Source organism: Acinetobacter sp. ACNIH3 (assembly GCF_002918965.1).
Lineage (GTDB): Bacteria > Pseudomonadota > Gammaproteobacteria > Pseudomonadales > Moraxellaceae > Acinetobacter > Acinetobacter schindleri.
The window spans coordinates 114,816-130,206 of the sequence record NZ_PQLP01000004.1 but is presented as its reverse complement, the minus strand read 5'-3'; the positions used below and the strand labels follow the sequence as shown (position 1 = coordinate 130,206).

Genomic DNA, 15,391 nt, shown 5'->3' with positions numbered 1-15,391 from the left:
TGCAAAACAACTGATTGATACTGTAGGCGAGGCAACTTATCTCATTGCTGATAAGGGGTATGATGCTGAGCACATTAGAATATATGCCCAGAACAAGGATATGATTCCCATCATTCCAATGAGATCAGATAGTAAAAGATCGAATAAGGAGTTTGATAAATATCTATATAAATTAAGACATTTAGTTGAAAATGTGTTTGCGAGATTGAAGCATTTCCGAGCGATTGCAACCCGATTTGATAAGCTTGCACGAAATTACCAGTCTATGATTTACATTGCTTGCATGTTTATTTGGTGTAAAGCCAAATGAGGACACGCCCTAATATCAAAGGGAGTATGAGTCAGGCCATTAATGGCCGCAATCCGAATAATAATGAAGATGATGGCTTTTATAACTCTGTGATGATTGAAGCCACCAGTAATTTCTATCAAGGTGGGGCGACCAGATCACAGACCCGTGCAGCCAGTTTTGCTGAAGAAGCAGCACGTGCTCAGGTCAATACTGCCTATCTGGATGTAGTCGATCAGGTCCGTTTGATTCGCGAACAGATTGAAAATAAACAGCGACAAATGGACATTCTGGCACAGCGCCGTGCAACCACTGTGCGCACCAGAGAGCTGTATCAGGAACAATATAAACTCGGTACTCGAACCGTAGTCGATCTGCTTAATGCAGAGCAGGCAATTCACAGCGCAGCCCAAGAAATTGAAACCGCGCGCTACGATATTTATACCGCTATTGTTCAGTACATTCAGGTCACCGGTCGCACACGCGATCTTTATGACCTTAACCGTATTTCTATTCAGGGGTTTGAAGTATAGCCATGAATAATACAATAAATTATCAGCCGTGGCTTCAGGCGATACTTAATATCGCCAAGCATTATCGCATCGAGCCATCTGAGGAAAGAATCCGCTTACAACTCGACTGGAACCAGCATCATGATGTTGACGAGCTGCTCAAAGTTGTCACGCGTCAGATCGGTTTAAATGTACGTAAAAATAAATTTCATGCCAGTCTGCTCAGTCCATGGAAATTGCCAATATTGGTAGAATTTGAAAATGGCGAAGTGGGTGTCATCGAGCGCATTGATAGTGAAGGCAAAGCTAGTGTACAGCTCAGTGGCGATCAGGGGTTGTCTCAGGTTTTTAACCTGGAACATCTGAAGCAGGGTGCTAAAAACCTTTATATCTTACGTCCTGAGTCTTCAGTACCCGATGCCCGGGTCGATGAATATATCAAGCCTTTCGAAAAGAACTGGTTCTGGTCAATTGTCCTGAATGACTGGAAGCGTTATATCGATGTGATGTTTGCTTCTTTAATCGCGAACATCCTCGCACTGGCTACCATTGTCTTTTCCATGAACGTGTATGACCGGGTCATTCCTTCACAGTCTATCCCGACCTTATGGGTACTGGCAAGCGGTGTATTGATTGCGGCAATCTTCGAATTTACCTTATGCGTCTCCCGGATCTATCTGTCTGATATTATCGGCAAGCGCGCTGATTTACGTATTTCTGACCAGGTTTTTGGTCATGCCTTACGCATTAAAAATAAAGAGCGTTCAAAATCTACCGGTACTTTTATTTCACAGATTCGTGAACTGGAAGGCGTCCGTGAACTGGTGACTTCTACTACGGTGACTGCAATTGCCGACCTGCCATTTTTCTTCCTGTTCCTGGGGATTTTCTGGCTCATTGGCGGAAACCTATTCTGGGTGATGCTGTTAGTCGTACCTATAATGATTCTACCGGGGATTCTGGCACAGAAGAAACTGGGTGAGCTGGCACAAATGGGCATGCGTGAATCTGCAATCCGTAATTCATTGCTGGTGGAAGCAGTACAAGGAATTGAAGACATCAAGCTACTGCGTGCTGAATCGCGTTTCCAGAACCAGTGGAACCATATGAATGAAGTGTCTGCGGATGTCAGCATGCAGCAACGTAAAATCGTTGGTTTGATGACCGCCTGGACGCAAAAGATTCAAGGCCTGACATTTGCCATCGTCGTATTAGTGGGCTGTTTTGCCGTTATGGAAGGTGAAATGACCACAGGTGCACTGGTTGCCTGTTCAATCCTGTCTTCGCGTATGCTTGCGCCAATTTCGCAAATTACCGGTGTGTTGGGTCGTTTACAGCAGGCGAAAGTCGCGAAAAACGGTTTAGATGAACTGATGAAAAAGCCGGTAGATCAGCCGGATTATTCACATCTGATTCACCGCCCATTACTCGAAGGTCAGTACGAGCTGAGCGGGGCAGTATTCAAATATGGTGAAGATGACCCTAAACCGACTCTAGTCATTCCAAAACTGGACATCAAGCCCGGTGAGAAGATTGCGATTTTGGGGCGTAATGGTGCCGGTAAATCAACCTTATTGCAGTTGTTATCCGGTATGCAAACGCCGTTACAGGGCAAGGTTAAACTTGATGGGATTGACCTGAACCTGATTGATCCGGCAGATGTGCGCCGTGATATGAGCCTACTGAATCAAAATTCACAGTTATTTTATGGCAGCATTCGTGAAAACCTGACGCTGGGTGCACCACTGGCAACTGACCAGCAAATCCTTGAAGCTTTGCAACTCACAGGTGCATTGGGCTTTGTTCAGGAGAAAAAAGAAGGCCTGGACCATATCATTCTGGAAGGTGGTGTGGGCTTCTCTGGGGGGCAGCGTCAAGCCTTGTTACTTTCTCGTTTACTGATTCGCCAACCACGAATTTTATTGCTGGATGAACCCACTGCTGCCATTGATGATGTTTCTGAGAAACAGCTGATTGATAATTTAAAAACTTATCTGATTGGCCGAACCATGGTGGTGGCTACACATCGTCGTGCGGTACTTGAATTGGTAGATCGCATCATTGTCGTAAATGACGGCAAGATTGTGATGGATGGTCCGCGGGACCAGATCCTGAATCAATCACAAGGTGGAGCGAAGCGTGTTACGGGAGCAAGCGCATGAGTGCACAACAGGAAATCAAGCGTTCAACCAAAGTCAGCTTTCAGGAACCACCTTTGCCAAAATCAAGTGTGATCATCTGGATCATTGGCATAGGTTTACTGATTCTGCTGACGTGGGCATGGCTGTTCAAGCTGGAAGAAGTTTCGACAGGCACCGGTAAAGTGATTCCCTCTTCCAAGGAACAGGTTATTCAGTCTTTGGAAGGTGGTATCCTCACCAAGCTGAACGTCAAAGAAGGTGAAATTGTCGAGCAGGGTCAGGTATTGGCGCAGCTGGATCCCACCCGTTTTGAATCCAATGTGGGTGAATCGGCTTCTCTGTTAATTTCTTCGCGTGCAACTGCGGCACGCTTACGTGCTGAAGTCACTGGTGCGCCCTTGTCCTTCCCGCCAGAGGTGCTGAAAGAGCCAAAACTGGTGGCAGAGGAAACTGCATTATATAAATCGCGTCGTGCTAATCTGGAACAATCTTTAGCAGGGTTACAGCAGGCATTGGTACTGGTACAGCAAGAACTGGCGATGACTGAACCATTAGTTGCAAAAGGTGCTGCAAGCGAAGTGGAAGTTCTGCGTTTAAAGCGTGAAGCCAATGACCTGCAAAACCAGATGAATGATGTGCGGAACCAGTATTTTGTGAAAGCGCGTGAAGAGCTTGCCAAAGCCAATACTGATGTGGAAACTCAGCAACAGGTGGTACGTGGTAAATCCGATACGTTGAACCGGACTATTTTCAAATCGCCAGTACGTGGCGTGGTGAAGGAAATTGATGTCATGACCTTGGGAGGCGTCATTCCACAAAACGGCAAGTTGATGACGATTGTACCGCTGGATGAAAAATTGCTGGTCGAGGCGCGTATTTCACCACGTGATATTGCCTTTATCCGTCCGGATCAGGAAGCGCTGGTCAAAATTACCGCTTATGATTACTCGATTTATGGCGGCCTGAAAGGTAAAGTCACTGTGATTTCCCCCGATACTCTACGTGATGAAGTCAAACAGGACCAATTTTACTATCGTGTGTATATCCGTACCGAAAATGACAAGCTGACCAATAAAGCCGGACAGGAATTTAATATCACCCCGGGCATGGTGGCCACCGTGGATATCCGTACGGGTGAAAAAACCGTACTGGATTATCTGGTTAAACCGTTTAACAAGGCTAAAGAAGCATTACGCGAACGCTAATCCTTCATAGTAGTTGTACAAAATCAAGCCTCTATGTATAGGGGCTTTTTTGTTTGTGCCAGCAAACACGTTATACTGCAACACAGTGATGTTATTGTTTGAATCCAATGTCTTTTACTATTGCCAGCCTTGTCAGTTTTGAAGAAGAGATCAAGAAGAGCCGCTTTCAGGCCTTTGCTACGCCGGTGGAATCCGAACAGGATGTAAAGGATTTTCTGGAAGTTTATCGTGATACCACCACGACGCATCAGTGCTGGGCATGGAAAATTGGACATAATGTGCGTTTTAATGATGATGGCGAGCCTTCTGGCACCGCAGGTCGACCGATTTTAGCGACCATTGAAGGCAATGAGCTGACCAATGTATTGGTGCTGGTGAATCGCTGGTATGGAGGAATCAAGCTGGGTACGGGTGGTTTGGTTCGTGCTTATGGGGGCTGTGCGGGACAATGCCTAGTTTTGGCTGAAAAGATTGAACTGATTGAAAAGAAAAAAGTGTCCTTTCGTTGTAATTTTAGTGAATGGGCTATTTTTCAATATGAGCTGAATCAGCAACAGATTGACTATCAGGAAGATTATACCGCAGAAGGCATCGAGGTTATTGCGCAAATGCAGAAACATCAGATTGAGCCATTTGCTTTGAAGATTCAGGATATCAGCCGCGGACGTGAAGCCTTAAAAATTATAGATGAGCCCCAAGATGACTGAGCAGCAGGACCCTCTACTGAAATACCGCGAGCAGCACAAGCATCGTCTGAATTATATGCCGTGGCTATACTGGTCACTCAAGCCTAAAAACCGGGGCTGGGCAGAACAGTGGCAGCGCGAATATCAGGACTATCTGCGTGAAATGGAAACAGTCGAGATTGGTGAGAACTGCTTTATTTCACCACTGGCACATATTTTCGCTGAACCGGGCCGAAAAATTGTAATTGGTGATCATAGCTTTATCGCAGCGGACTGTACCTTGCATGGGCCACTAGAAATTGGCAATGAAGTCGCGATTAATCACCACTGTATTCTGGATGGTGGACGGGTAGGAATTAAGTTACATGATCAGGTGCGTATGGCGGCCTATTGTCACCTGTACGCTTTTGATCATGGGATGGCGCTGGAACAGCCCATTTATAAACAGCCGGTGCGTTCCAAAGGGATTGAAATTGGCCGTGATGTCTGGCTTGGTGCTCATGTCGGTATTAAAGACGGAGTGAAAATTGCGGATCAGGCCATTGTTGGTATGAACAGTATGGTCACCAAAGATGTGGATGAACGCATGATCGTTGCGGGTAACCCGGCCAAACTGATTCACTACCGGGATTAATACATGATTAGAGTTTCAGACGATACAAGGATTGTTCTGGTAGTTCAAAAATGTATAAGCCACTAGAACGTCACATAAAAAATAACATAATTCAAATCCTGTGCTACAGAATTCGCTGCACATTTGCCGAAGGCTATGCTAACTTAAAAATATCTAAGAACTTTTATTATAATGAGAGAGGCTAAACATGAAACGTGTCATTGCCTGCATTGATTCTTCTCCATGCATTAATGCCCTCGCAGAAGCGGCTGCATGGATTGCCAAGCAGACCCATCGCGAGCTGGTGTTATTGCAAGTTTTGGATTATTACCCTGCAAGCTATCATTTGGGGGAAATTAGTGGTGTGATTGGTTTTGAAAGCAATGCCATGCTATTAAAAGAACTGGCCGAACTTGAACAGAAACAGAGTGAACTGGCTTTAGACTATAGCAATAATCTGCTGCGCCACATTTCTGACCAGATCAAAGAAAAACACAATATCAACACCATCCATATTCAGGAAAAAGGGGATTTCCTGGAACAAAGCTTTCAGTTACTCAGACCTGATGATATTGTCGTCATTGGACGTTTGGGTGAACGCTCGGCTGAGAAAAACAAGCCGATGGGTACCAATGTGGAAAACTTTATCCGTGGTGCCAATTGTACGGTAATGACAGTGGGTGAAAACTTTAAGCCGCCGACACGCTTTATCTTTGCCTACGAATATTCACCAACCTGTATCCAGATGATGAAACGCATTGCAGAAAGTGATTTACTGAAACTGCTACAGTGTCATTTGCTGTATGTCGGAGATCATGCAGAAATCCTGAATGAACCGTTGAACTATCTGAAAGAAGCTGGACTGGATGTTGTTCCTGAATACCGCTATGGTGATGTGGCAGAGAACATTCTGTCTTATCAGCAGGAGCAGGGAATTCAGCTGATTGTGCTGGGTGCATTCAGTCACAGCAAAATCCACCAGTTCTTCCTGGGTAGTATCGCAACCACCATTTTCCGCAATTCCAAAGTACCGCTTCTGGTTGCCAAGTAAAGGAAAATATTGGAAAAAGCGTTATAAAGTTAAAATAACAATTCCACGAAATTAAAAAGCTTGAAGTTGGAAATTGTTACAGTTTGATTTAAAAATAATCAGAGTTATCCTCATATATTGTGGATAACTCTGTGGTTACATTTCATAAGTTATTGTTATATATTTAAAATACTTTATTGGGTGTTTTTTGCTCTCAGACTGTTATTTGACAATAGCCAGTGCAAAACCGTCATGACCTTTGCTGCCCACGGTCTGTAGAGCAGTACTGGAAAGTAGGCGCGGGTGATTCTGCATTGCTTCAAACATGCTGCGAATACCTTCAATACTTGGCTTATTATTGTCCAAATCAATAATTGCCCCAGCACGAATCACGTTGTCTAAAAAGATTACTGTACCTGAACGAGACAGTTTCAGGCTGAGCTCCAGATATTCAGGATAGCTCTGTTTATCCGCATCAATAAAGATAAAATCGAATGGTTCTGTATCTTCTGGTAGGGCTTTTAGAATATCTGCCGCACGGCCACATTTAAGTTCGACTGTCTGTTTAAGGTTGGCACGTTCGATATTTTCCTGACCCATCGCGGCATGCGTATCACGACCTTCAATGGTCAGGATATAACCATCTTCAGGCAGGGCACGTGCCAGCCACATGGTGCTATATGCAGCAAAAGTTCCCAGTTCAAGTACACGCTTGCAGCCATTCATCTGAATCAGCATCTGTAACAGCATGCCCTGATTGGCAGCTACCGCCAGATGATCAGGAAATCCATGCGCAGCTGTATTTTCAAGAGTCTGTTTCAGAATAGGATCATCTGGAATTAAATGTGAATCAATATAATTGTCGAGATCTGTCCACATTTGTTGCATAGCTTGAGCACCTTTGTTGCGATGCAGGCATTTTAAACCTTTCGCAGTGGAGCGCAATTTATTGTTTTATATTTGCTTTGAAAATGAACAATACAGAACGATTTACAGATTCTGTATTGTAGGTGGAATGACTTAGTAATTACACATTGAAGATCTACGGCTTAAATCCGGGCCCCAGGTGCGGTAACCTTGGGTATCAATATGGATCTGACCTGAAGCATATAGACCTAAGCCCATATTCAGGCTTTGACCATGCTGTATCCAGAACTGGCAAAGTTTGAACTTGGTATTCTCAATATAGGCATAATCTTCAGGCTGCGGAAATTCCGGGCCAATACGGAAATCAATCGCAGAGTTATACAGGTGACGTGAAGAGTTAGCACCACCAGCACATTTATTGAGCGGCAGATCACGATAAACTGAGGTCACTTCGAAATCATTGAGGACATTGGCTGCAACCAGATATTTAAATACACGTAACGTTGGCAACTGATTGCTCCACAACTCACGGCTTGGCACCATATACTGTGGTCCACCACAACGCGACCAGTCACGTGCAGTACGCATCAATTCAAAACTTGGAATGATATTGCCTACCGAATTACGTTCTAAAAATACTTCATACTCGCGTACACGAGAGAGGTTATTTGCTACGGCTGCCCAGTTGGTATAGGCAAAAGGAATACTCTTAGGCAGCACCTTACGGTCAACCTTAACCTGTTCCTGAGGAATGTAAATCCGTTTTCCATCTGGCAAGGTCATTGGTTTCTTTGTCGCAGTGGTACAGCCCACCATGACAAAAGGGATCATGCTGAGACCCAATAATCCCTTGTAAAAATGCTTCATTATTAGAAATCAGGTATTTATAAAATAGCGCTATTTTAGTCCACTTTTGCGAAGGAATTCAGGATAAATTGCAATGAAATGTGTGCATCAGGTACAAAAAAAGACCAGACTATGCTGATCTTTTTTGGGGATTTGAAAATTACTTTTCAAGATATTGCAGTTTGTCTGCTTTACCGTTCCATTCTTCACGGTCAGCTGGCTGATCACCAATTTGGGTGATATTCGGCCATTTTTGAGACAGCTCAGCATTCAATTCGATGAATACCTCCTGACCCTCAGGTAACTCATCTTCAGAGAAAATTGCATTTGCAGGACATTCTGGTTCACATAACGCGCAGTCGATACATTCGTCCGGGTTAATTACAAGGAAGTTCGGACCTTCATAGAAACAATCTACAGGGCAAACTTCAACACAGTCTTGATATTTACATTTAATACAATTTTCAGTGACAACGAAGGTCATGGCGACAGCTACCTAAAAAATATGGTTCTAATAACTAATGTGTATTTTAGGCAAAAACCGCAGCAACTAACAATTCCTTTTATTGATATTTGTTATATATAGGGCTGTTATTTTTGCAAAAAAACCGATACAGATATCAAATTCAGAGATTATAGCTACCTAAAACAAAACCGCCTCATACTGAATGAAGCGGTTGAAGAGTTTAGCCTGGTAGTTTCAGTAGATCTTTCAGTGCATAAAGCTGCTGTAAGGCTTCACGCGGACTGAGGCTGTCGACATCAATGTCTTCCAGCAGTTCAAGTGCAGCTGATGGTTTTTCCACCTCAATAATCCGCTCAACGACTGTTTCGACCTGTTCAATCACAAACAGATCAGGTTGTGGACTTTGAGGCTTGGTGTGATGCTGCTTTTCCAGAATACGCAGTCGGTTTTGTGCTTCCCGGATTACGCTTGCTGGAATACCGGCAAGTTTGGCGACCTGTAGGCCATGACTCTGGCTGGCTGGACCTTGTTGCACTTTATGCAGCAAAATCAGGTTACTATTCACTTCACGGGCAGTCACATGATAGTTATCAATACCTGATTCGCTGGCCAGTTCAGTTAACTCAAAATAATGCGTAGCAAACAGACATAAACATTGAATACGTCGGGTGAGATCAAGTACGCATGCCCAAGCTAGGGACAGACCATCATAAGTGCTGGTACCACGACCGACTTCATCCATCAGCACGAGTGATTGACTAGTCGCATGATGCAGAATCTGCGAAGTTTCGGTCATTTCTACCATGAAGGTGGATTTACCTGTAGACAGGTCATCTGCCGAACCGATCCGGGTAAAAATGCGGTCAATTGGCCCCAAGGTTACAGCCTGCGCCGGAACATAACTACCACAATAGGCCAGTAGGGCAATCAGTGCAGTCTGACGCATAAAGGTAGATTTACCGCCCATGTTTGGACCGGTGATAATGGCCATCCGGTGCTGATAATCGAGTTGTGTATCATTTGGAGTGAAGGCAGTTTTGCTTAAAGCTTCCACAACAGGATGACGGCCTGCCTGGATTTTCAAGCCAATTTCCGGACTATATTTCGGGCGTGACCAGTTACGCAAACGTGCCTGATGCGCAAAGTTTGCCAATAGGTCGATCTGGGCAATCGCACTGCTCATCATCTGTAGATTGCCAATATCCTGACGCAGTTCATCTAGCAACATTTCGAACAGCATTTTTTCACGAGCAAGCGCACGAGATTCGCTAGACAGCACTTTATCTTCAAAAGCTTTTAGTTCAGGCGTGATATAACGCTCAGCATTTTTCAGCGTCTGACGACGAATATAATGCTCAGGAGCCTGTTCGGCTTGTGCACGAGTGAGTTCGATATAATAACCACTGACACGGTTGTAGCCGATTTTCAGGGTAGGAATACCGCTTTGCTCCCGTTCCTTAATTTCCAGATCAATCAGGAACTGTCCGGCATGATCACGAATTTTACGTAGCTCATCCAGCTCGCTATCGAAACCTTCTGCAATGACATTGCCATCACGTAGCAATACTGGTGGATTTTCAACAATGGCGGACATCAGGCGCTGATGCAGACCATGAAAATCGCCCAGTTCTTCATTCAGCTGTTGTAATAATTTCGAATTCTGCTGACTTAACAGCGGTTGTAACGCATGGCGTAAAAATGGAATCTGTGCACAGGCTTGACGCAACTGCACTAAATCACGTGGACGAGCACTACCTAAAGCGATACGGCTGAGTACACGTTCAATATCACTGATTTCTTTTAAGACCAGACGGACTGGCGATTCATGGAAACCTTCAAGTAATGCCTGTGTCGCATCCAGTCGCTCATCCAGTATCGCAGTATCACGAAGCGGTTGCATCAGGGTGCGGCTAAGCAGACGGCCACCCATAGCGGTCTGACAATCATTGATCAGCTGGAACAATGAAGTACCATGTTCAAATAAAGGCTCAATTAGCTCAAGATTACGACGGGTGACTGGATCCAGTGCAATAAAGTCTGAACTTTGTTCCAGTTGAATGGTTCGGATATGCGGTAAAGCCGTTTTCTGGGTTTCTTTAGCATAGTGAATCAATGCAGCCGCAGCAGCTTTGGCCAAAGGCAGATGATCAATTCCGAAACCTGAAAGTGTACTTACTGCAAACTGGTCGCATAAGGTCTTCTGGGCATTGTTCTGGTTGAAGTCGACATTCGGACGTTTACTGATTGGAACATCTAGCTGTTGTTTTAAGTGTTCTATCAGTGCCTGATCTTGCAGATTTTCATCCACCACAATTTCGCTTGGCATCAGGCGTGCCAACTCAATGGCTAACTGACTTAAGTCATAATCGATTTGCTGGACTTTAAATAAACCCGCACTCAGATCGAGAAGTGCAATTCCGATTTGTTGGTGTTGAACACACAGAGCAACCAGGTTGGAGGTTTGATGCACACCTAATAAGGCATCATCAGTTAAAGTCCCGGGAGTGATAATTCGGACGACCCCACGTTCAACTGGACCTTTACCAGTCACTTCACCGATCTGCTCGCAGATCACCACCGTTTCGCCTTTTTTTACCAGACGAGCCAGATATCCTTCAGCAGCATGGAAAGGTACACCGGCCATCGGAATTGGCTGACCATTGGCTTTACCGCGATGGGTCAGGGTAATGCCTAAAATTTTGGCGGCCTTATGGGCATCTTCAAAGAACAGTTCATAGAAATCACCCATGCGATAAAACATCAATGAGTGTGGATGCTGCATTTTGACCGACATGTATTGCTGCATCATAGGTGTTAGGGTAGAAAGATCAGCCATGAGTTCTGAACTGGTCATTAAGAAGAAATCCTTTAAAAAATAATGGGCAGACTGGTTAAGGCTGATGAGCTGAAGGCAATATAGTCGCTATTCATTTGCCCAAGCAGAAACCATCAAAACAGCCATGCAAAATGTGTATTGAGCTAAGTCTAGCAAAATTAATTTTTAGAAAGAAATGGATTCGATGACTTCTGTCGAGTCTAATGAAAGATTACCGGTTTTAAACACTAAAAATATGGATCGGAGTCAGGTCTAAATCATATACACATTGTTTTTAGACTGACGAGGAGCGATCTTAAAGCGATTACGGCCCTCTGCTTTTGCAGCATACAGCGCTTCGTCAGCCTGAGCAATAAAATCAGCCAGGCGATCATTTTCCTGAGGCTTGATACTGGCACAGCCAATACTCACCGTGACATGACCCGAGACCTGACTGGCAGGATGGAACAGCTGCAAAGCATTGATGCATTGGATCAGCTCCTGGGCAATTTTCTGTATTTCTACTTCATTGATATAAGGATAGACCAGTAAAAATTCTTCTCCACCATAACGTGCTGCCAGTTCCATACTGCGGGAAGAAATGCCTTGTAACTGTTGGGCTACCAATTGTAGACATGCATCACCGGCAATATGTCCAAAGTGGTCGTTATAGTTTTTAAAGTAATCGATATCCACCATCATGATACTCAAAGGCGCTTGATGTCGTAGTGCGTGGCGCCATTGTGTGTCCAGATATTCTGTCAGATAACGTCGATTGGCCAGGCCAGTGAGCGCATCAAGTTGGGTCAACCGTTCCAGTTCTTGTGCCTGTTGAGTCAGTTCCTCTTTATACAGTTCGATAATACAATTTTGCAAATAGTTCTCACGATGCTGGCGGTCAATCGCATAGGCAATAATCATTCCAAGGAGACTGCTAAACGTATAGGTACGATGTAAGAAGGTCCAGTCAATATCGTAGTTGAGAGAAACCGTGACCAGATAACCAATCAGTCCACCGCCCCAACCCGCAATGAGTGCTGAATAAAAGCGCATACCGACAAAGCTATAGTTAATGACGACTGCATACATCATGGCCACGTGCAGCAGGGCGTCACATTATCAATATCCTGGCCAATCACGGGAATAATCACAAAAGAAATCGCGACCGCACTGGTCGCACCTAACGTGGTATACAGGTCAAAAAAACGATTAAACGGCTTGCTAAACGACATTAACCAAACTGCGATGGTAATTACCCCAACCCAGGCATACAGAGAAAGCCAATGGATCAGTTTTTCATCGATTGAAATGGTCTGAAAGATCCCGTAACTGAGCACAAAATACAGAACCAGAATAATGCTGCCCCGAAAACGAAATTCATAAGCAGCTTCGTCACGGTATTGCTGGCGATAGATTAGCTCGAGTTCTTTTCTGAAATACACATAGTTCAGTCCATGTGCAATCAGCTCATTTACTTTTTCATGGCTAATCTGTTTAGAGCCAGCTAATTTCATAAAGTACCATTACTAAGCAAATAAAGTCGTTTAACTACTGATACTGTAGATTGTATCGAATGGTTAAACTATTGATAGCACAGATAAAGTATCCTGCTCAAGAAATATCCTTTTATATATAAAAAAATTATATTTCATATATATCATAAAAAAAGTAATTTGATTGCCTAACTATCTTTATCATCTCTTAGAAGTGCTTATCAATTTACATGCTCTTAAATTAAGTAACTTTAGATTTATAGCTATTTCGCAAGAGAGAAAATAAAAAACCGAAGTTTTAACTTCGGTTTTTTATACTTATTTCAGTACTTTTTGCGGCTGATATAAACCGAGTTCAGTCAGGTGCAACCTCAAGATACGACGTAACTCGAGTACAGCTTCAGGCGTTTCCTGAATCGAATGACCACCTTTGATAATTTCCTCAGAAATTGCGCCTTTTAGCTCGGCACTTTGATAGGGAACCACATCATCTGTCATCACTGATTTATCGGTACTATCTGTCGTATTACCTATAATGTTGTGGAACTTAAAGCCTTTGTATGGCACGACATCACGGGTCAGCGCATTAAATTTCGAATTTTTGGATAAATCGCTTGGACCGTTCTGAATCATGTCATGGCCAACTTCCTTGATGAAATCATCCAGTCCAATATCACCTTGTAAGGTATCTGCAAATGCGCCCAGAAATGCACCCGGTAAACGGATAATTTTACGGGCCGCCAAGGTAAACCAGCGATCTGCATAATCAGTTCCGCGATGTGGGGTAGCCAAAAAAATCCCCCGGTTAAAGTTGGGAATCGGTTTAAGCTGCAAACGTGCTTTAAATAATGGATTATTGCGGAACCGTTCGATACGGCGGCTATTATTAATCAGCTCTTCAGTACGTGGAATCAGATTGGCATCACTTACCAAGAGGCGGGCAATTACACCCCCCATACTATGACCAACCAGTACGGCATCTTTCTTGGCAGGATCCTGCGCATTGATGCGTTGGAAACCTTGCTGGATCAGGGCATTGATCTGATAACGGCTCTCCAGAATTGGCATATTGGTTGAATAGAATACTTGCCAGACCTGGAAATTTTCCCGCAGTACCGGATCACCCATGATGTCATTGGTGAGACGGATCCAGGCTTCAGGACTGCTGGCTAGGCCATGGATTAGGACAATCACTTTTTTCTTCGGATTGTAGGGTTCAAGCATATAAAGATGCGGCATGATCAGGTTGTCATCCCGGTCAATCAGCACCAGATAGGCAGCACGTCCTAGGTTATTTTCAGCCAGCCATAAGCCATAGGGCGCCGAGAAATTTGCAGCCAGCGCATATTGTTTACCTGCAACGGTTACTTTTTCATGTTTGTAGGGATCATGCAATTTGAGCTGGAATTCCGGACCGTTAATAATCTGATCAATACTGGTCGCAGATTTAGGAACTGCGGTAATAGTAGTGGCCAGATAACGCGCCGAATGAATATTCGGATTGCTGCCTTCTGCATATTTGAAATTCAGTGGGTCGACAATATATTTTTTATTTGGTGTGATACGTTTTTCTTCGGGAAGGACTACTACAAATTCCGAACCAAAACCGTCTCGACGGGTAATTGAACGTAGACCAGAGAAATTCATGTTATAGGTCGACATGAGCTTCTCAAAAGGCTGGTCCTTAATTTCAGGATAGTTTTCGAAATCTACTGTATAAATGCTGTTGCCGACCTGAATCTTGCGGCTGCCCTCTTTGGCCTGATGACGCTCGGAATAAACATGGATCAAATGTGAGATCGCCAGGTTATAAAAGTCACGAATCTGTACCTGACGGTTGTCAAAGATACGATCTTGTGGCGCACGCTGGGTTTTGAACAGATAGGCATAGCTATAACGAATACTTTGGTCCAGCATCGCCAGCTGCTGATCTTGGCATTTCTGGATATTCTGTTTTTGTAGCTGCTTTTTTTCTTCAGACTGGGTCTTGGTTAGAACGCTGCTTTTGCATTCTGAACCTTTACCCAATTGCAGCGATTTGGCCAGATACAACTCACTGGCAGTAGACAGAAGCTGTTCATCCAGAATCTGTGGGATCTCCTTGAGCGCCTCTACGCATTCCTGCGGTTGTTCGGTACAGATGCGTGCTTCACGCCCAGTCATGGACAGAACATTCAGGCTGGCTTCACTCAGTTTATCTCTGGTTAAAATGCTGTCACGTTCATTACTGATGGTGACATTGAAGGCTTGTTCTTTCACACTGACCACCTGACAGCCAGTCAGGACTGTGGTGAATAAGAGTGAACAGAGGACGAATGCTTTATTCATTTTATAGTGCATATGAAATCTGAATGCTCAGTTAAATATTGAAATAATGTTTTGTATTTTACTTATTTTTATCAGAAAAAAGACTGCCGAAGCAGTCTAT

Annotated in this window: 11 protein-coding genes and 2 pseudogenes; 7 read left to right on the top strand and 6 right to left on the bottom strand. The window is 44.1% G+C overall.

Annotation, left to right across the window (positions count from 1 at the left end; all coding sequences use genetic code 11):
* The 7 genes and pseudogenes from C3420_RS03930 to C3420_RS03900 form a co-directional block, all read left to right on the top strand.
* Window positions 1–310, top strand: a 310-nt coding sequence (locus tag C3420_RS03930) for a transposase (RefSeq protein WP_146048145.1), incomplete at its 5' end; no start/stop codon positions are given.
* A gap of 11 nt (window positions 311–321) precedes the next feature.
* Window positions 322–822: pseudogene (locus tag C3420_RS03925) on the top strand (TolC family protein); the annotation flags it as partial.
* Between the two features lie 2 nt (window positions 823–824).
* Window positions 825–2,963, top strand: a complete 2,139-nt coding sequence (locus tag C3420_RS03920; RefSeq protein ID WP_103800772.1) for a type I secretion system permease/ATPase — start codon at window positions 825–827, stop codon at window positions 2,961–2,963.
* Window positions 2,960–4,147, top strand: coding sequence for an HlyD family efflux transporter periplasmic adaptor subunit (locus tag C3420_RS03915; protein ID WP_004894337.1), 1,188 nt, complete (start codon window positions 2,960–2,962; stop codon window positions 4,145–4,147). Before C3420_RS03920 ends, C3420_RS03915 begins: the two co-directional genes overlap by 4 nt.
* Before the next feature lie 107 nt (window positions 4,148–4,254).
* Window positions 4,255–4,854 (top strand): IMPACT family protein, encoded by a 600-nt coding sequence (locus tag C3420_RS03910; protein ID WP_103800771.1) that lies wholly within the window; start codon window positions 4,255–4,257, stop codon window positions 4,852–4,854.
* Window positions 4,847–5,467, top strand: coding sequence for an acyltransferase (locus tag C3420_RS03905; RefSeq protein ID WP_103800770.1), 621 nt, complete (start codon window positions 4,847–4,849; stop codon window positions 5,465–5,467). Before C3420_RS03910 ends, C3420_RS03905 begins: the two co-directional genes overlap by 8 nt.
* 187 nt (window positions 5,468–5,654) lie before the next feature.
* Window positions 5,655–6,497 carry a universal stress protein gene (locus C3420_RS03900; RefSeq protein ID WP_004812590.1) on the top strand — a complete coding sequence of 281 codons (843 nt, stop codon included), beginning with the start codon at window positions 5,655–5,657 and terminating at the stop codon, window positions 6,495–6,497.
* 201 nt (window positions 6,498–6,698) lie between these two features.
* Here C3420_RS03900 and C3420_RS03895 read toward each other — a convergent pair whose 3' ends face one another.
* The 6 genes and pseudogenes from C3420_RS03895 to C3420_RS03865 all read right to left on the bottom strand — a co-directional run bounded on the left by C3420_RS03895 (window position 6,699) and on the right by C3420_RS03865 (window position 15,303).
* Window positions 6,699–7,364: an O-methyltransferase gene (locus C3420_RS03895; RefSeq protein WP_004812592.1), complete on the bottom strand. Its 666-nt coding sequence runs from the start codon at window positions 7,362–7,364 to the stop codon at window positions 6,699–6,701.
* Window positions 7,365–7,496: 132 nt separating this feature from the next.
* On the bottom strand, window positions 7,497–8,210 hold the full coding sequence (locus tag C3420_RS03890) for a D-Ala-D-Ala carboxypeptidase family metallohydrolase (RefSeq protein WP_004812593.1): 714 nt from the start codon (window positions 8,208–8,210) through the stop codon (window positions 7,497–7,499).
* Window positions 8,211–8,349: 139 nt separating this feature from the next.
* Window positions 8,350–8,673 carry a ferredoxin FdxA gene (gene fdxA, locus C3420_RS03885; protein ID WP_004812595.1) on the bottom strand — a complete coding sequence of 108 codons (324 nt, stop codon included), beginning with the start codon at window positions 8,671–8,673 and terminating at the stop codon, window positions 8,350–8,352.
* Window positions 8,674–8,875: 202 nt separating this feature from the next.
* Window positions 8,876–11,509, bottom strand: coding sequence for a DNA mismatch repair protein MutS (mutS, locus tag C3420_RS03880; RefSeq protein ID WP_103800769.1), 2,634 nt, complete (start codon window positions 11,507–11,509; stop codon window positions 8,876–8,878).
* A gap of 234 nt (window positions 11,510–11,743) precedes the next feature.
* Window positions 11,744–12,984, bottom strand: a pseudogene (locus C3420_RS03875) (diguanylate cyclase domain-containing protein).
* A gap of 297 nt (window positions 12,985–13,281) precedes the next feature.
* Window positions 13,282–15,303: an alpha/beta fold hydrolase gene (locus C3420_RS03865; RefSeq protein ID WP_103800766.1), complete on the bottom strand. Its 2,022-nt coding sequence runs from the start codon at window positions 15,301–15,303 to the stop codon at window positions 13,282–13,284.
* Window positions 15,304–15,391 lie beyond the last annotated feature (88 nt).

Bases quoted from the DNA above. Each gene is read 5' to 3' on its own strand.
- C3420_RS03905 (WP_103800770.1), top strand. From the start codon at position 4,847: ATGACTGAGCAGCAGGACCCTCTACTGAAATACCGCGAGCAGCACAAG.
- mutS (WP_103800769.1), bottom strand. From the start codon at position 11,509: ATGACCAGTTCAGAACTCATGGCTGATCTTTCTACCCTAACACCTATG.
- C3420_RS03920 (WP_103800772.1), top strand. From the start codon at position 825: ATGAATAATACAATAAATTATCAGCCGTGGCTTCAGGCGATACTTAAT.
- C3420_RS03915 (WP_004894337.1), top strand. From the start codon at position 2,960: ATGAGTGCACAACAGGAAATCAAGCGTTCAACCAAAGTCAGCTTTCAG.
- fdxA (WP_004812595.1), bottom strand. From the start codon at position 8,673: ATGACCTTCGTTGTCACTGAAAATTGTATTAAATGTAAATATCAAGAC.
- C3420_RS03890 (WP_004812593.1), bottom strand. From the start codon at position 8,210: ATGAAGCATTTTTACAAGGGATTATTGGGTCTCAGCATGATCCCTTTT.
- C3420_RS03865 (WP_103800766.1), bottom strand. From the start codon at position 15,303: ATGCACTATAAAATGAATAAAGCATTCGTCCTCTGTTCACTCTTATTC.
- C3420_RS03900 (WP_004812590.1), top strand. From the start codon at position 5,655: ATGAAACGTGTCATTGCCTGCATTGATTCTTCTCCATGCATTAATGCC.
- C3420_RS03910 (WP_103800771.1), top strand. From the start codon at position 4,255: ATGTCTTTTACTATTGCCAGCCTTGTCAGTTTTGAAGAAGAGATCAAG.
- C3420_RS03895 (WP_004812592.1), bottom strand. From the start codon at position 7,364: ATGCAACAAATGTGGACAGATCTCGACAATTATATTGATTCACATTTA.